The organism is Marinobacter sp. S0848L (assembly GCF_023016065.1).
Lineage (GTDB): Bacteria > Pseudomonadota > Gammaproteobacteria > Pseudomonadales > Oleiphilaceae > Marinobacter.
This window is the reverse complement of sequence record NZ_JALKAQ010000003.1, coordinates 81,228-100,545: the sequence shown is the minus strand read 5'-3', so window position 1 is coordinate 100,545 and position 19,318 is coordinate 81,228. Positions and strand designations below refer to the sequence as shown.

Genomic DNA, 19,318 nt, shown 5'->3' with positions numbered 1-19,318 from the left:
ATCAGGCCTGACTGTTGGCGGATGAGCGCGCCTCATCCGCACCGTCGGGAAGCTGCTCCACCTGAGCCGTTTTAATACGCTTTCTTACCCCGGTAAATGCTGGCATTTTCACCGCAACCGTGAGCCCCGGCATCTCCGCTCCCGGGTGACTGTCACTCAACAGGATTTCCCCTTGGTGAATCTCTGCCACTGCGCTGACCAGGCTAAGGCCCAAGCCATTGCCCGGCAATGAACGACTTTTGCCAACCCGGTAAAAGCGCTGAAACACCTGATCTTTTTCATCATCCGGAATACCAATGCCGGAGTCCTGCACTTCGAAAATGGCGCTGGCTCCCTCTTTACGAACCACCACCACAATGCCGCCATGCTCCGGCGTGTACTTGATCGCGTTGTCGATCAGGTTACTGACCATCTGGAACAGCAGATCCCGGTCACCCTCGATCATAACCTTGGGTTCCATCACCTGCTTGAATTGCTGATCTTTGTCTTCGGCCAATGCTTCGTAGAGTTCGCAGGCATCACCCACGAGCTCGTCCAGCGAGATCACTTTCATGTCGGCCGTGTTACCGCGGGTTTCCAGTCGAGCAATCCGTAACAGCGCATTAAACGTCGCCAGCAGTTGGTCTGCTTCGCTTACGGCCCGGCCAACCTGTTCGCGGGCTTCATCGTTATCCACAGAAATCAGGGTTCGTTCCAGCTGGTTACGCAGCCGTGTCAGCGGTGTTCTCAAATCGTGGGCAATGCTGTCGGAGACGTGCCGGATACCTTCCATCAGATACACGATGCGGTCGAGCATCTGGTTCAGGTTTTCCGCCAGCTGGTCAAAATCGTCTTCGGTACCGCGAGTGGGTATTCGCAATGAAAGGTGGCCGTTCATGATACGGCGAGAGGTGTTGTTGATTACTTCAATACGGCGGGTGGTGCTTCGGCTCATTAAAAAGCCGCCCAACAAAGCCAGCGCCAGGGTAATGCCCATACCCCAGTTAATTGCGCCTTCGATGACTCGCTTGAGGCTGGTCAGCTCGTCAACATCGCGCCCCACCAACAACCGAAGACCGCCCTGCACATCGAAAATACGGGCACGGGCTAATCGTTCCGGACCTTTCCAGCCGACGCTGGAGTCCAGGGTAAAGTTGATCCAGCCACTTTCAGCCGTGCGGCTGCCTTCCGGCCAGGCTTCAATGTTGCCTGCCAGCTTTAGCAGATCATCGGTCGAAAGAAGATAAACCGTTTTAGCGTTGGGGTCACGAGCGACGCGTTCCCGGATGATGGTGATCAACCCGTTAACGCCTCGCCCGCGGTACTGCTCTGCGAGGCCTGCAATTTCGGCCTCGATCGTCTCATCAGTCTGAGCGGTCATGAATCCAGCGGTGCGCCAGTATATAAATGCCAGAAGCAAAAATACCGAGGTGGCAAACACCACCATGTAGAGCAGTGCCAGCTGGAAAGACGACGTTCTAAGCTGACTAAGCAGTTTCACGCAACATGTATCCCGCACCCCGGACTGTTTGCAGCAAAGGGGTGTCGAATTCCTTATCGATTTTCGCGCGCAAGCGGCTGATGTGCACGTCGATCACGTTCGTCTGGGGATCAAAGTGATAGTCCCAGACTTTCTCCAGCAGCATAGTTCGGGTGACCACTTGGCCAGCATTGCGCATCAAATATTCCAGCAACCGGAACTCTCGGGGCTGAACATCAATGTTCTGACCCGAGCGCTTAACGGTACGCGCAAGCAGATCCATCTCCAGATCGGCCACTTTCAACACCGTTTCGGTTTCGGCCGCCTGACGGTTACGGCGTACCAGCGATTCAATGCGTGCCAGCAACTCAGTGAACGAGAACGGCTTGGTCAGGTAATCATCACCACCGCCCCGCAGGCCTTCAACGCGGTCATCCACATCACCCAGCGCGCTCAGAATCAGCACCGGAACCTGATTACCGGTGGCCCGCACTGTCTTGATGATGGAAAGGCCGTCCATGCCGGGCAACATACGATCCACAATCATGATGTCGTACTCTTCACTCGCAGCCATCATCATGCCGTCTTTACCGTCGGCAGCGTGATCTACTACGAAATCGGATTCCTTCAGTCCCTTTACCAGGTAACTTGCTACATCCTGATCGTCTTCGATTACCAGTGCTTTCACCGGTGAGCCCTCCTGATAGCGGATAACATTAACTCTAAGGTTACGAAGAACCGGCAGCCCGGGCCAGTTACGATCTTGTAAGAGGGTGTCGCGTCTGACGACGGTCAAGTAATGCGACGCAACCAACCCATTGATTGCCCGGTCGCCCCGGACGGCCTGTACTCAGCGCTCGCCCAGCCCTCGTAACCCATACGATCCAACGCCTCGAAAACATTCGAAAAGTTAATCTCACCAGTGCCCGGTTCGTGTCGGCCCGGGTTATCGGCAAATTGCACATGGGCAATCCACGGCAGCAGACACTCCATGGACCGGACCAAATCCCCTTCCATAATCTGCATGTGGTAGATGTCGTACTGCAACCGAACGTTATCTGCATCCACTTCTTCAATAAGCGCCATCACCTTGCCAGAGGTATCCAACATAAAACCCGGCATGTCCACTCGGGAATTAATCGCCTCCAGACACAAGGTCAACCCAGCCTCGGAAAAACGCCCGGCGGCATATTGAACGTTGGCGACCAGCGTACGCCAGGCTTCGTCTTCACTCAGCGTTTCCGGCTTTAACCCGGCCAAACAATTCAGTTGTTTACAGCCCAGTACTTTCGCATAGCTAATGCCTTGCTCAACCCCGGCCCGGAACTCCTCAACCCGGTCTGGCAAACAGGCAATGCCCCGCTCACCCGCGCCCCAATTGCCGGGCGGCAGATTAAACAACACCTGAGTCAGCTCATTTGCCTTCAGTTCCGCCGCAATGACGTCCGCCGGCCACTCATACGGAAACAAAAACTCCACACCATCAAACCCGGCAGCGCGCGCCTTGGCAAAACGCTCCAGAAACGGCACCTCAGAGAACAACATCGACAAATTGGCCGCAAAACGAGGCATCACAATCTCCTGAATTCGACTCTTACTGTTTCGGCCCGCGGCCCAGAGAACCCATCAACGTGCCATTCACGTGCTCCAACTCCAGCAAAAGCCCACTGTGGTCCACCTCACTGTGGCCGTTCGCCACCAACGACAGATACTCATTATGCACCTGCTGAGACAAAGGCAGCGTCAACCCTTCGGCACGGGCCTCATCCAGAATCATCCGCAAGTCCTTCAACTGAATCCGCGCCGGCGCACCCGGCGCAAAATCCCGGTCAATCATCCGCTGGCCGTGCAGTTCCAAAATCCGACTTCCGGCAAACCCGCCCATCAAAGCCTCCCGAACCGCCGCCGGATCAGCGCCTCCCTTGGCCGCCAACAACAAGGCTTCAGACACCGCTCCAATGGTAATCCCGACAATCGCCTGATTCGCCAGCTTAGCCAACTGCCCGGCCCCCACCGGCCCTATACGGGTACACTTCCCGAGCACCTCAAATACTGGCAACGCCCGAGCCACATCCGCCTCGGAACCACCCGCCATAATGCTCAACCGAGCTTCCGCCGCACCCACCGTGCCACCCGACACCGGCGCATCCAAATACCCCGCACCCTGCTCCGCCGCCAACGCTGCGTGACCACGCGCCACCGACGGCTGCACCGAACTCATATCAATCAGCAACGCGCCCGCCTTTAACGCAGCAATCGCGCCCTGCGCCACCAGCACCTCGTCCACCACTTGCCCGTTCTCCAGCATGGTGATCACCACATCCGCATCGGCGACTGCTTCAGCGGGTGACTGGGCAATGGTGGCTTCACCGGCAAACGGCTCGCACTTACTCTGCGTTCGGTTCCACAACGTCATTGGATATCCGGCGTTCAGCAGGTTTCGGGTCATAGGCGCGCCCATCAAACCAATACCGAGAAAAGCGATACGAGGAAGTTTTATTGTCATCTTTTGGAATCCCACTCAAAGGTCCGACGAAGGGGTTGGGGCAGCCTTTCCAAAAATGTGCGCAGCCAAGGATGGCGGAGCAGAAGCGCCACATGGATGTGCCGCAGGAGCGGTTTTTGGAAAGGCTGCCCCAACCCCTTCGTCGGACGGCATGAATTTATATAGGTATCAGGTTTATACAAACAAAAACGCCACCAACCGCGAAACGGTGGTGGCGTTTTCAAACACTCAAAACAAAAGGGCTACTAAGCCGCTTCCGTCATCTGAGCCTTAATTTTCTTCATGGCATTCTTCTCTAGCTGCCGAATCCGCTCAGCAGAAACGCCATACTTATCCGCCAACTCATGCAGCGTCGACTTACTGTCCGTCAACCAACGCTCACGAAGGATATCCTGACTGCGCTCATCCAGGACACTCAACGCCTGCATCAAACGGCCATTGGAATCTTCAGACCAGTTCGAATTCTCAAGCTGCACCGCCGGATCGGCACGGCGATCCTCCAGATAATGAGCCGGCGCCTGATACACCGCATCGTCATCATCGTCCATCGGACCATCAAACGACGCATCACGGGAAGCCAAGCGGCCTTCCATCTCGCGAACCACTTTGGGCTCCACACCCAAGTCCTCCGCGACCGCGTTCAGCTCATCGTGATTCAACCACGCCAGCTTCTTCTTTTGGCTGCGCAGGTTAAAGAACAACTTACGCTGCGCCTTGGTCGTCGCCACTTTCACGATACGCCAGTTGCGCAAAATGAACTCGTGAATCTCAGCCTTGATCCAGTGCACGGCAAACGATACCAAGCGCACACCGTATTCCGGATTGAAGCGCTTTACCGCTTTCATCAAGCCTACATTGCCTTCCTGAATCAAATCAGCCTGAGCCAGACCGTAGCCTGAATAACTGCGAGCAATATGAACCACGAACCGAAGATGAGAAAGCACCAACTGGCGGGCTGCTTCTACATCACCCTCATAATGCAGCCGCTCCGCCAAATCCCGCTCTTCTTCTACTGTAAGAACAGGAATGCGGCTTGCCGCCTGAATATAAGATTCTAGATTCGCGCCCGGAACCAGTCTGTCAGCCAGCTGTAAACTCGTACCCATGCATTAACCTCCGAACCTGACGGACCTAAAATATAACAACAAATAGCAAGACCGCCAAGATCTCAATAAGTTCCCGAGAACCCCAGTAAAACGTTCATTATCAACAATCTGGAATACTCACCGTGCCTGTCTGAAACACTTTGTTAACACTTTAACGTTAAGCCAGAGCAAGCTCTAAATTCAATACGGTATTGCCGTGATCTACATTACCCGCCGGCAATCTCACCCGGCTCTATATCGTCCAGATGACGCTTCACTGCCACCCAAGCGCCTAACCAGCCTAACAGCATTGCGATGATAATCAATGCTGCCGCGCCCTCGAAGCCCGGGCCCTGCAAAACAAACTCACTACGATACAAATCAGCCAAACGTTCGATCGGACCATTCAGCCACCACAGCGACACCTGAATCAACACCCAGGCCACCACACCGCCACCTAGACCAAACCAGGCACCGGCATACAAAAAGGGCCGACGCACAAACGCATCGGTGCCACCGACCAGTTTCGCAACCAGGATTTCATCGCGACGATTCTCGATTGCCAAACGTACGGTATTTCCGATCACCAAGATTACCGCCGCGCCCAATAACAATGACAAAGCCCACACCGCTCGCGCCAGAATATCGGTCATGGCATTGAGACGTTGCAACCAACCCAGATCGACCTGAACCTGATCTACTTGCCCCATACCTTCAACAAAAGCCACCAACGCCTGCACGCTTTCGGCCGTGCGGGCGTTCTCCTGAGGCGTAATCAGCAAAGTGTGGGGCAGCGGGTTCTCACCCAGAAAATCGAGCGCATCGCCCAAACCGGAGGCGGCCCGAAACTCGGCCAAAGCCTGATCCCGCTCAACCAGCTCGACCGACAAAATACGACCGTCGCTGTCTACTTCACGAGCAAGCGCCCTAGCTTGCTCTGTGGTCGTATCCATGCTCAAGTACGCCGTGATCCGGGCGCTGCTTTCCCAACCCGCACTTACTCCCTGCAAACTCGTTAGCAGTAACAGCAAAGCCACCGGCAACGCCAACGCCACGCCCATAACGGTCCACGTCATCAAACTGGCAATCGGCGTTTTCAGCAGCCGCCGGGCGGAGTCACGGGCCACTTTGCGATGGTGATCCAGATAACTTCTGGCCTGATTATTAATCGGCGACTTCGCGCGGGTGGCGGCACCACGCGGGTTATCCGGCTTCTGTTTTGGGTCAGCGGCCATGCAAACCTCCTCCGACCGGAGCGCTGCCACCTGCAATCAACTCACCGTGATCCAATGTCAGCCGACGACGACCCATTTGGTTGATCAAGGCAATGTCGTGGGTAGCAATCAGCACCGTAACCCCAACCTGACTGAACTCCGTAAACAATTGCATGATGTCTGCCGACAATTGCGGGTCGAGGTTACCGGTAGGCTCATCCGCCAACAGCACAGGTGGTTTGTTCACCACCGCCCGGGCAATGCCAACCCGTTGTTGCTCCCCTCCAGATAACTGCATGGGATTCATCTTTTCTTTGCTTAGCAGCCCCACCTTGTCGAGCGCAGCCCGCACCCGGCGGCCGATGTCTCTGGGGGGCACCCCCATGACTTCAAGCGGCATGGCCACGTTGTCGAATACGGTGCGATCGAACAGCAATTGGTGATTCTGAAACACCACACCGATATGCCGGCGAATGTAGGGTATCTGGCGTTTCGGCAGACTATTGAGCCGCTGGCCGCCCACAATGACTTCCCCCGCGCTTGGCCGCTCCATCACCATGATCAGTTTCAGCAGAGTACTCTTACCGGCCCCGGAATGACCGGTCAGAAACGCCAACTCACCCCGCCCGAGGTGAAAGTTCACCTGGCGCAGAGCGGTGTGATCAGAATCGTAGCGTTTACTTACCTGACGAAACTCTATCATCTAGGCTGGGACTCCCGAGCTGGGTGTTATTCGTCGAACAAGGCACTGACGAACGTTTCGGCATCGAACGTGCGCAAATCTTCGGCCTGCTCACCCACGCCGATGTAACGAATAGGCAGCTGCAGCTGGCGCGCAATGGCAAATACGATACCGCCTTTGGCGGTGCCGTCCAGTTTCGTCAAGGTAATGCCCGACACACCTACCGCCTGCTGGAAGACCTGAGCCTGACTCAAGGCATTTTGGCCAGTGCCGGCATCGAGCACCAACATAACTTCGTGCGGTGCCGACTCATCCAGCTTCTTCATCACCCGAACGACCTTGCTCAACTCGTTCATCAGGTTGTCTTTGTTCTGCAAACGCCCGGCGGTATCGGCAATCAAAATATCGGTACCACGGGCTTTCGCCGATTCAATGGCATCGAAGATCACCGACGCACTGTCGGCTCCGGTATGCTGAGCAATCACCGGCACGTCGTTACGCTCACCCCAAACCTGCAGTTGCTCTACCGCAGCGGCGCGGAAGGTATCGCCGGCAGCCAACATGACAGACTTGCCTTCGCTCTGGAACTTGCGGGTCAGCTTGCCTATGGTGGTGGTTTTGCCCACCCCGTTAACACCCACCACCAGAATGACATAAGGCGTTTTACCTGAGTCAATTTGCAGGGGTTTGGTGACATCTTTCAGCAATCCGTGCAGCTCTTCCCGAAGCGCTTTGCGCAAGGCTTCGCCGTCTTTGAGCTGATTGCGCTCCAGTTTTTCCGTCAACGAATCGATGATTTCCGACGTCGCGGTCACGCCCACATCCGCCATCAACAAGGACGTTTCGATTTCTTCCAACAGATCTTCATCGATCTTCTTACCGACCGAAAACAGGTCGGCAAGCCCGCCGGTCAGACTGGCGCGGGTTTTCCCCAGACCTTTCTTGATGCGCTCGAAGACGCTGATCTCTGGCTCTGGCTCTGGCTCTGGCTCTGGCTGAGATATTACTTCCGGCGCCGGGGCGACCTCGGGTTCTGTAACCGCGGGTTCTTCAGCCGGTGCTTCCGGCGCAACCTCGGCTGCGGGTTCAGCCGCGTCTTTCTCGGCCTCCTCGATGGGGGCCGGACCTTTGGCAACATCGGGCTTGCGCTGCGGAACCGGCTTCGGGCGCGGAATCCGCTTACGATTGCCGGCAACGTCCAGCAAGAAGAAAAGAACAAGAAGGGCCAACAGGCCAATTGAAATCCACTCTGCCGTCATAGTCTTACCATCTGTCTGAAAATGGGCGCGCGAAAGAAAGCGGACATTCTAGCAGACTGCCGGCGCTAAGTGATGGGTCGCGCGGTTATCGCTCCGCTCTGGCTTTCCGGTACTATTACCGCCCTAATTCACAACTCTTCCAGCCCGTGGAGCAGATCATGGCGAAACGCAAACCAGCCCCCCGAAAACCTGGCTTCGTCGCAGCACAAAGCGCTAGCCAAGGCGGCAATGGCGAGTTGCGGATCATCGGCGGTGACTGGCGCAGCCGAAAACTACGCTTCCCGGATGTAGGCGGCGTGCGTCCGAGCCCGGCTCGGATCCGGGAAACCCTATTCAACTGGCTGAATTATCACGTAGCGGGCAGCGATTGCCTGGACCTGTTTGCCGGTTCCGGCGCGCTGGGCCTCGAAGCCCTGTCTCGCGGTGCAGCTCAAACCACTCTGGTGGATCACACACCTGCGCTGGCGAAAGCTCTGCGGGACAACCTTCGCCTGCTAAAATCGGACCAGGGCGCGGTGATCTGCCAAGACGTTGAGCAGTTTCTGAGCCATCGACAACAACCCCCGTTCGACATCGTGTTTATGGACCCGCCGTTTCGCCAGGGCTGGCTCGACAAACTGTTCCCGCTGCTGGATTCGGAGCAATGGTTAAAGCCCGGAGGCTGGGTGTACGTGGAGCACGAAAGTGAGCTTTGCACCCCGCCCACGCCAAAAAACTGGGAACTGCACCGCCAGAAAACTGCGGGACAAGTCACCTACAGCCTGTACCGAGTGACCACCGAAACGACCTCGGAATAAAACCGGCCAACAACCCGCCGGTTTTAAACGCAAAAAGCCCGAATGACCAGGTCACTCGGGCTTGTTTCAGTGCGGCAGCTAATCAACTCACCGGGCGTAGGGAATACGCTCGCAGGTGGGCTGAAAACTCTTCCAGATACCGAATGCCACTGGCCTCGGCATCCTTGCACCATTCCATCAGCGCCTGCAGCTTTTCCTGGGGCTTCAACCCACGCTGACGCCACAGCAATTGCAGCTCCTGATGCTTCTCGTAGATCTGGCGCAGTATTTCGTTGCGCTCCAGAACCGTCTCCAAATGCGCTTTTTCACGCGGTTTGATGAGCGCCTCTTCCCGATGCAGCAGCCGCTTCAGCTTGCGATACATGGGCCGGATGTCTTCATCCATCACGGACCGTTGCTGGCGCAGCACCGGCGTCATAACGCGCTTACGATACTGGCGCATAATGTCAAAGCGGTTGTTGGCAATGGCCTGCACGGTTTCCACATCCACATCCATCTTTCCGGGCACATGGTGTGCGATCGGGCGATAACCTTTCGGTCTGGCCAGACCAAACAACTGGAACAACCGGATGTAGCCCCAACCGATATCCACTTCGAACCAGCGCCGTGACAGTTTTGCCGAGTTCGGATAAGTATGGTGGTTGTTGTGCAACTCTTCTCCGCCGATCAGAATACCCAGGGGCGAAATATTGTGGGCATTATCCGCACACTCATAGTTCCGGTACCCCAGATAATGGCCAAGCCCGTTGACAACACCGGCAGCCCAAATCGGGATCCACATCATCTGTACAGCCCAGATCCAGATACCGTTCACGCCAAACAAAGCCAGGTTGATCACGGCCATCAGCGCAATACCCAGATATTTATGCGGGGTATACACCTTACGCTCGATCCAGTCTTCCGGCGTTCGCTGACCGTAGCGCTCAAGAATCTCCGGAGTCGCAGACGCGGCGTACAGCTCAGCACCTTCAAACAGCACCTTACGAACACCAAGAACAACCGGGCTGTGCGGGTCTTCTTCGGTTTCACATTTGGCGTGGTGTTTACGGTGAATGGCCGTCCATTCTTTGGTGTTCTGAGCCGTGGTCAGCCACAACCAGAAACGGAAGAAGTGTTTCAGAACCGGGTGCAAATCCAGTGCGTTATGGGCCGAATGCCGATGCAGATACAGCGTAACGCTGACGATCGTGATGTGAGTCATCACCAAAGCAGCCGCAATTAACTGCCATACAGAAAGGTCCAAAAGACCGTTAAACCACATAAACTTTCCTCGAAAATCAATCTACTTCGACATACGGCACGAAAACACAACTGCGGGCATTCGAAGGGAATTATACGACGCACACTTTAGCGTACAGCTGTAAGCCAGAACAACCATATTTGGTGGACTTTTTGTTACCGTTTACACTTATTCTTTTCGTAAGCGGCGAACGGCGGAGGCTCAGTGCCCGAATTACCCGAAGTTGAAACCACACGGCAAGGCATCGCACCCCATTGCGAGGGCCAAACCGTGACCCAGGTTCGAGTGCATAATGGCAAACTCCGCTGGCCGGTCCCTGACGATCTGCCCGTTTTACTGCAACATCAAACCATTCGCGCTGTTGATCGTCGCGCCAAGTACCTGTTCCTGCACCTCGATACCGGCACCGTTATCGTTCATCTGGGCATGTCGGGCAGCTTGCGGGTCATTACCGACCACAGCCCGGCGATGAAACACGATCACGTCGAGCTGAGCCTGAGCAACGGACGAATCCTTCGCTTTAACGATCCCCGTCGATTTGGCTGCTGGCTTTGGACAGAAGATTACCGCGCCCATCCCCTGATCCGGGAGCTTGGGCCTGAACCGTTATCACAAGACTTCAACGGAGCCTTGCTATTCCGCCTATCCCGAGGCAAAAAAACACCGGTGAAGTCGTTCATCATGGACAACCACGTGGTGGTTGGCGTCGGCAACATCTACGCCAACGAAGCCCTCTATAAAGCGGGCATTCACCCTAAGCGAAAAGCCGGACGCATCAGTTTGGACCGCTACCACAAACTGGCCGAAGCCATAAAAGAAACCTTAAGCGCCGCCATTCTGATGGGCGGTACTACGCTGCGGGATTTTGTGAACAGCGACGGCAAACCGGGATATTTTGCTCAATCTTTGCTGGTATATGGTCGCGCCGGTGAAGCCTGCCCGGAATGCCAAACCTCTTTAAAAGAAATCCGCATGAACAACCGCTCCACCGTCTACTGCCCCCGGTGCCAGCGTTAGCCCTGTCCTAATTCGAGGGCAACCCCTCTTTTTAACCAGAAAGCGTTTGAAATTGCAGCAATATGATTCATAGTTAACAGAGAATTCATGACCGTGCGCTATACTTACCCCTTACACCACTGAAATGCGTACACAGATTTCGGGCTAGAAGTTCCGGTTACGCCGGGCGATTCGTTCAGGAGAGATTACCCATGATTCGCAAGTTTTCCCGCACACTGGTAGCCACTGTCGCCGCCTGCCTTCTCGCGTTTTCGTCCATGGGCCACGCCCGTGCAATCGATGAAAGCCCTTCAGCCCTTGCCATGACGACAGACGCAGTGCTGTTGCGCCCGGCTCTGCTGGCCACCACCATTGTCGGCACAGCCGTTTATCTGGTGTCCTTGCCGTTTTCGGCGCTTGGCGGCAACGCCGGTGAAGCCGGAGAGGTTCTGGTGGTTGGTCCAGCCAAGGCGACGTTCGTGCGCTGCCTGGGCTGCACGCGCAGCGGCCGCAAGCAAGACGCGGTGTCGCAATCCGACGACTGAGCACCCCGTTTTCTCCGTATAATTCCGGCTTGCCAGAGGCCGGAATCTAAGGCAGCCTGAAGCAAAATTCTTCAGGCTGTTTTGTTATGGTTGATTGGTCATCGCTCGACACAGTGTTTCTGGATATGGACGGAACGCTGCTGGATCTGCACTTCGACTCGCACTTTTGGCTGGAACACCTGCCCAAACGCTATGCCGAGCAGTTCGACCTGCACCCACAGGAAACCAAAGACCAGCTGATCAGCATGATCATGGCCGAACGCGGCACACTGAACTGGTACTGCACTGATTATTGGAGCGAACGTCTCTCCGTAGACATCACTCGACTGAAAGCGGAAGTTGGCGATCGAATTGGCTATCGGCCCCACGCTCATGACTTTCTGCGCAGCTTGCGAACAGCCGGACTTCACTCAGTCATCGTTACCAACTGCCACCCTGACCCGTTGGCACTGAAGCTACAGCGAACCGGCCTGGATCAGCACGTAGACATGATTATTTCAAGTCATGAACTGGGCAAGCCCAAAGAAGATCGGGGTTTCTGGCGCGATCTGTCTCAGCGGGTAAACTACCAGCGCGAACGCACCTTAATGGTCGATGACAGCTTCCCGGTGCTTGAGAGCGCACAAGAAGCTGGCATCAGCCAATGCCTGGCAATTCTTTCGCCCGACAGCACACAAACAGCCAACCCCCATCATCCTGATATTCCGGGTATTTGTCATTTTGATGAAATCTTGCCGTCTTTGCAGTCCCGCCGACCACTGCCATCAGCCTGACGAGGCCGTTATAATTTGAGGGATGGTTGCGCGGAGCGCTCATCAGGTGAAAGAGATATGAAGGCTACAAGCACTGAAGATCAAAAAGTACGACTCGACAAATGGCTGTGGGCAGCACGCTTCTACAAAACCCGCTCTCTGGCGAAAGAAGCCATAGAAGGCGGCAAAGTCCACTACAACAGCCAAAGAACCAAGCCGGGCAAGATTGTCGAGGCGGGGGCCAAAGTCACTCTGCGCCAAGGCTGGCAGGAAAAAATCGTCGTCATTGACGGCATCAGCGACCGGCGCCGCGGAGCGCCGGAGGCACAAACGCTGTACCACGAGACAGAAGCCAGCGTTAAAAAACGGGAAGAGCTGGCCTGGCAACGTAAAACCATGCAAGCCGCACAACTGCCGCCCGCGCGCCGGCCCAGCAAAAAAGATCGCCGCAAGATCCAACGATTTCGGGAAGAAAACGACCTGTAGCCCAGCACTACAGGATCGAAAGCTCCGGCATCAACACACAGAACTCGCTGCCCTGATTGGGCAATTGACCAACATTTTCAGGAGAGACCATGGCATCCCGAGATCAATTTCAGCGTTTTATCTTTGAGCACAGCCAGGTGCGGGGTGCCTGGGTGCAGTTGGGCGACAGCTACAACGAAATCACCCGGCAAGCGCCCTACCCCGACACCATTCGCGACTTGCTCGGCGAAACACTGGTTGCCAGCGTTTTGTTAAGCAGCACCCTCAAGTTCGAAGGTACCGTGGCACTGCAAGCCGCGGGCGAAGGGGCCTTGCGCACCTTGATGGCCGAATGCAGCCACGACCGAAACATCCGCGGCCTGGCCCGCTTCGACGAGCAGGCTATGAGCGGTGGTACGCTGAACGAAATGCTCGGCGAAGGCCGTATGGCCATCACCATCACACCGGACAAGGGCCAGCGTTACCAAGGCGTGGTTCCGCGTGAGGCCGACACACTCTCCGGCTGCCTGGAAGAATATTTCGAACGCTCCGAACAGCTTGCCACCAGCCTGTTCCTGTTTGCCAACGAAGGCTCAGCGGCGGGGCTGCTGTTGCAGCGACTGCCGGGGCATACCGAGGAAGACGACGAGCTGTGGAGCCGGGTGAACCATCTCGCCAGCACCGTTAAGGCGGAAGAACTGCTCGAACTGGACAGTGAAACACTGCTGCACCGCCTGTTCAACGAAGAAACCGTGCGTTTGTTTGACCCAGAACCCGTGGCATTTCGCTGCAGCTGCTCAAGGGAACGCACCCTCGGCGCACTGGAATCCATCGGCAAAGAAGAGTGTTACAGCATTCTGGAAGAGCAGGGCAGCATCGAAATGGACTGTCAGTTCTGCCACGCCAACTATCGCTTCGATAGAAACGAAATTGACCATCTTTTCACCGGTCATACGTTACACTGACACCCGACAAATTTATCCGGAAGCCGCGCCAGACGCGGCCTCCGGAGCAGTCGTTTTTTACCGGCGTCTCTGGCATAATAGCGCGCCTGAATTGACCCGATTGCTCAGAATTCCGCCAACTTTGAAATGCGGACTGGGCAGTCACTAAGACATCCCGAGGGCGAGGTCGAAGTGAGCAACACTTATACTGATCTGAATACAGCACGGCTGGTCGAGCTAGCACTGGCAAGGAACGAAGGCCAACTGGCAGCGAACGGTTCTTTAGTGGTCACCACCGGTGAGCGCACCGGCCGGTCACCGATGGACCGCTTCATTGTTCAGGAGCCCAGCACGGCCGACGATATTCATTGGGGTCCGATCAACCGCCCCTTTGATGCCGACAAGTTCGACGCCCTCTGGGATCGCGTTGAAGCCTACATTGCCGAAAAAGACCAGTTCGTTTCAAACGTTCACGTAGGCTCAGACCCTGAGCATTACCTGGCCGTGAAGATGACCACCGAAACAGCGTGGCAGAACCTGTTCGGCCGCAACCTGTTTATCCGCCCGGAAGCATACAACCCGGCCGACAAGCAGGAATGGCAGATCCTCAACGCTGCGAATTTCCAGTGCGTACCCGAGCGTGATGGTACCAACTCCGATGGCTGCGTAATCATCAACTTCGCCAAACGCAAAGTCCTGCTGGCAGGCATGCGTTACGCCGGCGAGATGAAAAAAGCCATGTTCTCTGTACAGAACTTCCTGCTGCCAGAGAAAGACGTACTGCCAATGCACTGTTCTGCCAACGTCAGCGAAAACGGCGACACCTGCCTGTTCTTCGGCCTGTCCGGCACCGGTAAAACCACCCTGTCTGCTGACCCGCACCGCTTCCTGATCGGTGACGACGAGCACGGCTGGGGCCCGGGTACTGTGTTCAACATCGAAGGCGGCTGCTACGCCAAGTGTATCGATCTGAGCCAGAAGAACGAGCCGATCATCTGGGACGCCATTCGCTTCGGCGCAATCGTCGAGAACGTGATGATTGACCAGGAAACTCGCGAGCCGGATTACACCGACGTTTCCCTGACCGAAAACTCTCGTTGTGCCTACCCGCTTGAGCACGTCGAGAAGCGCGTTCTGGAAAACCGTGCCGGTGAGCCTTCGCACATCATCTTCCTGACCTGCGATATGACCGGCGTTCTGCCTCCGGTGTCTATCCTGACCCGCGAAGCAGCTGCGTACCACTTCCTGAGCGGCTACACCGCCCTGGTTGGCTCCACCGAGATGGGCTCTTCGTCCAAGCTGAAATCCACCTTCTCTACCTGCTTCGGCGCACCTTTCTTCCCGCGTCCGGCGGGCGTGTACGCTGAACTTCTGATGAAGCGGATCGATGAGTTCGGCAGCAAGGTATTCCTGGTCAACACCGGCTGGACCGGCGGCCCCTTCGGTGAAGGTAAGCGCTTCAGCATCCCGACCACTCGCGCCATTATTGCTGCGATTCAGAACGGCGACCTGGACGATGTGGAAACCGAGCATCTGGACGCGCTGAACCTGGACGTGCCCAAGCACATCCCGGGTGTAGACAGCGATCTGCTGAACCCACGCAGCACCTGGACCAGCCCGGAATACTACGACGGCAAGGCTCAGGAGCTGATTGGTCAGTTCGTTGAGAACTTCAAGAAGTTCGACGTGGCGGATGCCATCGTTGAGGCGGGCCCGAAACTCAGCTGAGTTTCAACCCGGTAAAAAAAAAAGCGCCCTGCGAAAGCACGGCGCTTTTTTTAATGCTCCTATCAAACTTAACTGGCGTAGAACAGCAAAGGCACAAACGCCACCAACACCAGCGAAATACCCATCGCAATCAATGGCATGATGATGCGCTCGTGACGCTGATAAAAAGTGCCCTCTTCCGCTTGGGCCGCCAGCACCTCGGCTTCTCCGACCACCTGTCGTGTCAGCAGGTGGTTCAGCGCCACCGGTGGGCTCAGGTAGCCCAGCTCAAAGGCCACCAAGGTCACCATCCAGAAATGAACCGGGTGGATACCACTGGAATAGGCAATGCCTGCAACTGTGGCCGTAACCAGAATCACGGCACCAAAGGCGTCCATAATCATCCCCAGAACAACCAGAATCACCACCATCAGCAGCATCGCTGACCAGGCACTGTCAAAAGCCTGGGGGAAGGCTTCCATGATGTGGGAACGCTCAATCACGCCACCGATACTTACCGACAGACCCAACAACAGCAACAGCGCACCAATTTCCGCCGTGGTGTCGTTGGTGGCATTTCGAACGCTTCCCTCCAGCCCCTGGTGACCAGCCCCGGAGGCCCCCATTCGCTCCCCCTTACGACTCAGGTGTTCGTACACCAGAATTGACAGCATGATCACTGGCAAGAGCCGCGGCGCGGAAAATTCGTCCATTTTCACATCGAGAGCAAAGCGGTACAGCAGCACCACCGACACGATCACCAACACATACGGAAGCAAAGGCCGAAGGGCACGGATACTCGCCGGGAACGCTTCTGCGCTGGGCGCAAGGTTAAACTGGCTTTGTCGGTTAACGGTGGTCGCAACAAGGCCGAACAAGGTGGCGGTCAGCACGAATACCCAAATGCCCCAACCGAACAGTTCGTCGGTGGTAACCTCGCGGTTCAGATAGGCAATCACGACCACCAACAAGCAGGGCCGCAGCACCACCCCCAGCGAGCCTGACATGGCCGTAGCAGCCAGCGCCAAATGGCGCCGCGCACCCGCCGCCCGCAATTCACTGTATATAACCGCACCGGCGGCGATCACGAAGATACCAGACGCGCCTGTGTACGCCGTAGGAATGGCAGCAACCAATACCGCAACCACCGCCAGCATCTCCGGCGGCATGCGCCATGGCCGGAAAACATCGAACACCAGAGTGGCCAACCTAGTCTGTTTGAGCATCATGCCCACCCAAACGTACAAACCGACATTCAGGAACATATCCGCCAGCTCAACCATCTTGCCCAGATAGATACCAATGCCGGACGAATGGCCAATCACCGCAAAGTAGGTGCCGGAGATCAAACACATCACGGTATACAGCGGCACAGCCATAAAGGCTTTGCTCGGGCTTCCGCCGGGCTCCAGCTCATCAGGCACCCGAACGAGGCGATACAAACTGGCCAGGGTCAGGCAGGCGAAACCGGCGATCCAGAAATTGTGCAGCAACATCTCTTCGCTGGATATGGCCGTACTGCTGGCAAGTGTAGACTGCCGGAAAATCACACTGGACCCGAGCAGCATCGCGTTGGCAATGGTTTGCAGGGTCATGGAAACCGTATAATCCAGCCGGGTTTCCATCGCGCGCATGGCAATGTGGTGACGCGTTAGCGTGGCGGTGACAGCACACAGCATCACCAAAATAACCAGTATATAGCGCTGCGCGGCGAGCCCGAATGCGATCAGGTCTGCCACAAACAATTCAACGGCCCGATACGCCTTTACGCCCGGTGTCAGTTGATCTTGTAACTCGGCATAACTGGTATGAGCGGCACGGCAATCCGCGGCTGAACGCTCAATCGCCAAGCGAACTTCCGCGGGGTCTTTCTCAAAATCCCCCAGTAGCGATGCCATAGGGTCATCAGCCGGTGGTGCTTTGGCCATCTCCTTCGCCACCGCAGCGTCTACATCCTGAATGACGTCGCACTGTGGCTTAACCGGATCCATCCGCAGCTTGTAATAGCCACTCCACATCTGCTCCCCACCCCGGAGCATCTGATTATGGATATCACTACTGGTAGAAAACAGCACGACCGCAAGCAAAAGCAGACAGGCCGGTAGCGACGAAAACCACTCCAACCCACTACGGTTCATTCGACCCTGAATCATGACAACCCACTCTGGAAAATGACGGATTTACAACAGATCGTCGAGATCCATAGTCTCAACGGGCGCTCTCTGGTCATCCCAGAACGACCCGAAACGGCCGGTGGGCGTGCGGTGCCCTGTGTTTTCCATCCACAGCTTGTCGGAGATGGTCACCAGCATGTTTTTGGCCATGGCATCGATGAAGCGCCAGTCTTCACTCACCTCAACCGTTTGCTCCGATTCAGCGAAGTCGCGAATAATAGCCTTCACAAGCGCCGTATCGTTTTTGTTGGTGGCGGCAATGGCGTGGAAAACGTGCCCCAGGCGAACACCGGCTTCCTTACCCTGCTCTTGCGCGGCAGCCAAACGCTCAAAGGCATCCTCGCCCTGTGGCTGAGTGCCCGGGATCATGGCCCATACGGTCGCTCTTAAGCCCATGGGCGCGCCCCACCACTGTTCGTTGTCCAGACACTGGCTGGCACGACCAACAACTGAACCGGTATTGAACGGCACACCAATGGATGACGCCGCCTGAATCTGTGCACTCAAGGCTTGCATGCCCGACAGCAGGCCTGCCATGTAGATGAACTCATCGGCTTCGTCGTCAAAACTTGGGCATTCGCCGCCATCCGGGTTGCCGTAATGGGCGTTGTGATGCTGCCAACCTTTGAAATAGCGCTTGGCAGCCACGGTATAGGCCCGCTTTTTCTGAATGAATGCGTCTTCAGCCCCGGTGCCGTCATTGGCATACAGCTTCGCTATACCGTCCAGCTCGTGCTCGATGGCACGCTCTTCAGCGCAACCTCCGGCGGAGAGGTACAGCATCACGGCAATTTGATCCGGCTCGCTGGTGACACGGCCAAACGACATCAGCAACGGTGCCGTGGCCTCACTCATGGCGCAACCCATCGCCAGATCGTCGGACTGCATCAGGTACGGCACGGTGTGACTGCGGGAAAAGCCTTTCATTACATCACCCGTGGTTTTGTAAACCATGTGGTTGACCACCCCACAGCCACTTAATACAACGCTGGCAGCAACGGCGGCCACAAAACCGCGTAGCCGTGCACCTGAAGCCATCTTTTTCCGGGAAACTGTCATATCAACTACACCCTTTTATTCTTATGCGTATTCGCAGATCAATAAGGCTCGGGTTTGCACATTCGTGCCAAACCCACTATAGATTGCATACGCTGCCCGCCTGCGCTCGGCAGCTCACACAAAGACAACAATCAAAACAAAAGACAGGAGTACCTTATGCGCAAACCTGAACTTTCCGCCGCTATCGCCGATCAAGCTGGTCTGACCCGGGAAAAAGCCAGCGAGGTAATCAACGCGGTGACCGATCAGATTACTGCAGCAGCAGCCCGAGGCGACGACATCAGTCTCATCGGCTTCGGCACCTTTTCTGTTCGCAAACGGGAAGCTCGGACCGGTAGAAACCCGCAAACCGGTGCCACCATTCAAATCGCCGCCAGTAAAACCGTGGGGTTCAAACCCGGAAAAGCGCTGAAGGACGCCGTCAATTGATTCCA

The 19,318-nt window shown here is 56.1% G+C and carries 19 protein-coding genes; 8 read left to right on the top strand and 11 right to left on the bottom strand.

Annotated features, from left to right (window positions below):
• Position 1: 1 nt before the first annotated feature.
• From MWU64_RS05540 to ftsY, 8 genes are all read right to left on the bottom strand, one after another.
• Positions 2-1,480, bottom strand: coding sequence for a HAMP domain-containing sensor histidine kinase (locus MWU64_RS05540; protein ID WP_247062262.1), 1,479 nt, complete (start codon positions 1,478-1,480; stop codon positions 2-4).
• Positions 1,467-2,147 (bottom strand): response regulator transcription factor, encoded by a 681-nt coding sequence (locus MWU64_RS05535; protein WP_133007660.1) that lies wholly within the window; start codon positions 2,145-2,147, stop codon positions 1,467-1,469. The genes MWU64_RS05540 and MWU64_RS05535 overlap by 14 nt, the downstream gene beginning before the upstream one ends.
• A gap of 104 nt (positions 2,148-2,251) precedes the next feature.
• Positions 2,252-3,031, bottom strand: coding sequence for a hydroxypyruvate isomerase (hyi, locus tag MWU64_RS05530; RefSeq protein WP_247062260.1), 780 nt, complete (start codon positions 3,029-3,031; stop codon positions 2,252-2,254).
• A gap of 22 nt (positions 3,032-3,053) precedes the next feature.
• Positions 3,054-3,965, bottom strand: coding sequence for an NAD(P)-dependent oxidoreductase (locus MWU64_RS05525; protein ID WP_247062258.1), 912 nt, complete (start codon positions 3,963-3,965; stop codon positions 3,054-3,056).
• A 245-nt stretch (positions 3,966-4,210) separates the two neighbouring features.
• Positions 4,211-5,071, bottom strand: a complete 861-nt coding sequence (gene rpoH / locus MWU64_RS05520; protein ID WP_247062256.1) for an RNA polymerase sigma factor RpoH — start codon at positions 5,069-5,071, stop codon at positions 4,211-4,213.
• 206 nt (positions 5,072-5,277) lie between these two features.
• The gene (gene ftsX, locus MWU64_RS05515; protein WP_247062254.1) at positions 5,278-6,285 is read right to left on the bottom strand and encodes a permease-like cell division protein FtsX; all 1,008 of its coding nucleotides are present in this window, start codon (positions 6,283-6,285) and stop codon (positions 5,278-5,280) included.
• Entirely contained in the window at positions 6,275-6,967 is a 693-nt protein-coding gene (gene ftsE / locus MWU64_RS05510) for a cell division ATP-binding protein FtsE (RefSeq protein WP_247062244.1), read from the bottom strand. Before ftsE ends, ftsX begins: the two co-directional genes overlap by 11 nt.
• 26 nt (positions 6,968-6,993) lie before the next feature.
• Positions 6,994-8,205 carry a signal recognition particle-docking protein FtsY gene (gene ftsY, locus MWU64_RS05505; RefSeq protein WP_247062242.1) on the bottom strand — a complete coding sequence of 404 codons (1,212 nt, stop codon included), beginning with the start codon at positions 8,203-8,205 and terminating at the stop codon, positions 6,994-6,996.
• A 158-nt stretch (positions 8,206-8,363) separates the two neighbouring features.
• Between ftsY and rsmD the strand changes: the two genes are divergently transcribed.
• On the top strand, positions 8,364-9,002 hold the full coding sequence (rsmD, locus tag MWU64_RS05500) for a 16S rRNA (guanine(966)-N(2))-methyltransferase RsmD (protein ID WP_247062235.1): 639 nt from the start codon (positions 8,364-8,366) through the stop codon (positions 9,000-9,002).
• Between the two features lie 82 nt (positions 9,003-9,084).
• On the opposite strand, the gene MWU64_RS05495 is transcribed toward rsmD, so the two are convergent.
• On the bottom strand, positions 9,085-10,263 hold the full coding sequence (locus tag MWU64_RS05495) for a fatty acid desaturase (RefSeq protein ID WP_247062233.1): 1,179 nt from the start codon (positions 10,261-10,263) through the stop codon (positions 9,085-9,087).
• Positions 10,264-10,446: 183 nt separating this feature from the next.
• Between MWU64_RS05495 and mutM the strand changes: the two genes are divergently transcribed.
• From mutM to MWU64_RS05465, 6 genes are all read left to right on the top strand, one after another.
• The gene (mutM, locus tag MWU64_RS05490; RefSeq protein ID WP_247062231.1) at positions 10,447-11,259 is read left to right on the top strand and encodes a bifunctional DNA-formamidopyrimidine glycosylase/DNA-(apurinic or apyrimidinic site) lyase; all 813 of its coding nucleotides are present in this window, start codon (positions 10,447-10,449) and stop codon (positions 11,257-11,259) included.
• A gap of 191 nt (positions 11,260-11,450) precedes the next feature.
• Entirely contained in the window at positions 11,451-11,783 is a 333-nt protein-coding gene (locus MWU64_RS05485) for a hypothetical protein (RefSeq protein WP_199005669.1), read from the top strand.
• An 86-nt stretch (positions 11,784-11,869) separates the two neighbouring features.
• The gene (yrfG, locus tag MWU64_RS05480) at positions 11,870-12,556 is read left to right on the top strand and encodes a GMP/IMP nucleotidase (RefSeq protein WP_247062229.1); all 687 of its coding nucleotides are present in this window, start codon (positions 11,870-11,872) and stop codon (positions 12,554-12,556) included.
• Between the two features lie 57 nt (positions 12,557-12,613).
• Positions 12,614-13,021 (top strand): ribosome-associated heat shock protein Hsp15, encoded by a 408-nt coding sequence (gene hslR / locus MWU64_RS05475; protein ID WP_247062227.1) that lies wholly within the window; start codon positions 12,614-12,616, stop codon positions 13,019-13,021.
• A gap of 89 nt (positions 13,022-13,110) precedes the next feature.
• Positions 13,111-13,965, top strand: coding sequence for an Hsp33 family molecular chaperone HslO (gene hslO, locus MWU64_RS05470; protein ID WP_247062225.1), 855 nt, complete (start codon positions 13,111-13,113; stop codon positions 13,963-13,965).
• Positions 13,966-14,136: 171 nt separating this feature from the next.
• The gene (locus tag MWU64_RS05465) at positions 14,137-15,672 is read left to right on the top strand and encodes a phosphoenolpyruvate carboxykinase (RefSeq protein ID WP_247062223.1); all 1,536 of its coding nucleotides are present in this window, start codon (positions 14,137-14,139) and stop codon (positions 15,670-15,672) included.
• Between the two features lie 68 nt (positions 15,673-15,740).
• Here the strand turns inward: MWU64_RS05465 and MWU64_RS05460 are convergent, their stop codons facing one another.
• Together MWU64_RS05460 and MWU64_RS05455 are read right to left on the bottom strand one after the other, a co-directional pair.
• Positions 15,741-17,804, bottom strand: coding sequence for a TRAP transporter large permease subunit (locus tag MWU64_RS05460; protein ID WP_247062221.1), 2,064 nt, complete (start codon positions 17,802-17,804; stop codon positions 15,741-15,743).
• A 27-nt stretch (positions 17,805-17,831) separates the two neighbouring features.
• A complete protein-coding gene (locus tag MWU64_RS05455; RefSeq protein ID WP_247062213.1) occupies positions 17,832-18,884 on the bottom strand; it encodes a hypothetical protein in 1,053 nt (350 codons plus the stop codon).
• Positions 18,885-19,040: 156 nt separating this feature from the next.
• Here MWU64_RS05455 and MWU64_RS05450 point away from each other — a divergent pair, with 156 nt between their 5' ends.
• Positions 19,041-19,313 (top strand): HU family DNA-binding protein, encoded by a 273-nt coding sequence (locus MWU64_RS05450; RefSeq protein ID WP_247062211.1) that lies wholly within the window; start codon positions 19,041-19,043, stop codon positions 19,311-19,313.
• Positions 19,314-19,318 lie beyond the last annotated feature (5 nt).

What these genes read in the sequence shown, in the direction of transcription:
- hyi (WP_247062260.1), bottom strand. Translation starts at nt 3,031, where the DNA reads ATGCCTCGTTTTGCGGCCAATTTGTCGATGTTGTTCTCTGAGGTGCCG.
- MWU64_RS05525 (WP_247062258.1), bottom strand. Translation starts at nt 3,965, where the DNA reads ATGACAATAAAACTTCCTCGTATCGCTTTTCTCGGTATTGGTTTGATG.
- rpoH (WP_247062256.1), bottom strand. Translation starts at nt 5,071, where the DNA reads ATGGGTACGAGTTTACAGCTGGCTGACAGACTGGTTCCGGGCGCGAAT.
- ftsX (WP_247062254.1), bottom strand. Translation starts at nt 6,285, where the DNA reads ATGGCCGCTGACCCAAAACAGAAGCCGGATAACCCGCGTGGTGCCGCC.
- ftsE (WP_247062244.1), bottom strand. Translation starts at nt 6,967, where the DNA reads ATGATAGAGTTTCGTCAGGTAAGTAAACGCTACGATTCTGATCACACC.
- ftsY (WP_247062242.1), bottom strand. Translation starts at nt 8,205, where the DNA reads ATGACGGCAGAGTGGATTTCAATTGGCCTGTTGGCCCTTCTTGTTCTT.
- rsmD (WP_247062235.1), top strand. Translation starts at nt 8,364, where the DNA reads ATGGCGAAACGCAAACCAGCCCCCCGAAAACCTGGCTTCGTCGCAGCA.
- MWU64_RS05495 (WP_247062233.1), bottom strand. Translation starts at nt 10,263, where the DNA reads ATGTGGTTTAACGGTCTTTTGGACCTTTCTGTATGGCAGTTAATTGCG.
- MWU64_RS05485 (WP_199005669.1), top strand. Translation starts at nt 11,451, where the DNA reads ATGATTCGCAAGTTTTCCCGCACACTGGTAGCCACTGTCGCCGCCTGC.
- yrfG (WP_247062229.1), top strand. Translation starts at nt 11,870, where the DNA reads ATGGTTGATTGGTCATCGCTCGACACAGTGTTTCTGGATATGGACGGA.
- hslR (WP_247062227.1), top strand. Translation starts at nt 12,614, where the DNA reads ATGAAGGCTACAAGCACTGAAGATCAAAAAGTACGACTCGACAAATGG.
- hslO (WP_247062225.1), top strand. Translation starts at nt 13,111, where the DNA reads ATGGCATCCCGAGATCAATTTCAGCGTTTTATCTTTGAGCACAGCCAG.
- MWU64_RS05460 (WP_247062221.1), bottom strand. Translation starts at nt 17,804, where the DNA reads ATGATTCAGGGTCGAATGAACCGTAGTGGGTTGGAGTGGTTTTCGTCG.
- MWU64_RS05455 (WP_247062213.1), bottom strand. Translation starts at nt 18,884, where the DNA reads ATGACAGTTTCCCGGAAAAAGATGGCTTCAGGTGCACGGCTACGCGGT.
- MWU64_RS05450 (WP_247062211.1), top strand. Translation starts at nt 19,041, where the DNA reads ATGCGCAAACCTGAACTTTCCGCCGCTATCGCCGATCAAGCTGGTCTG.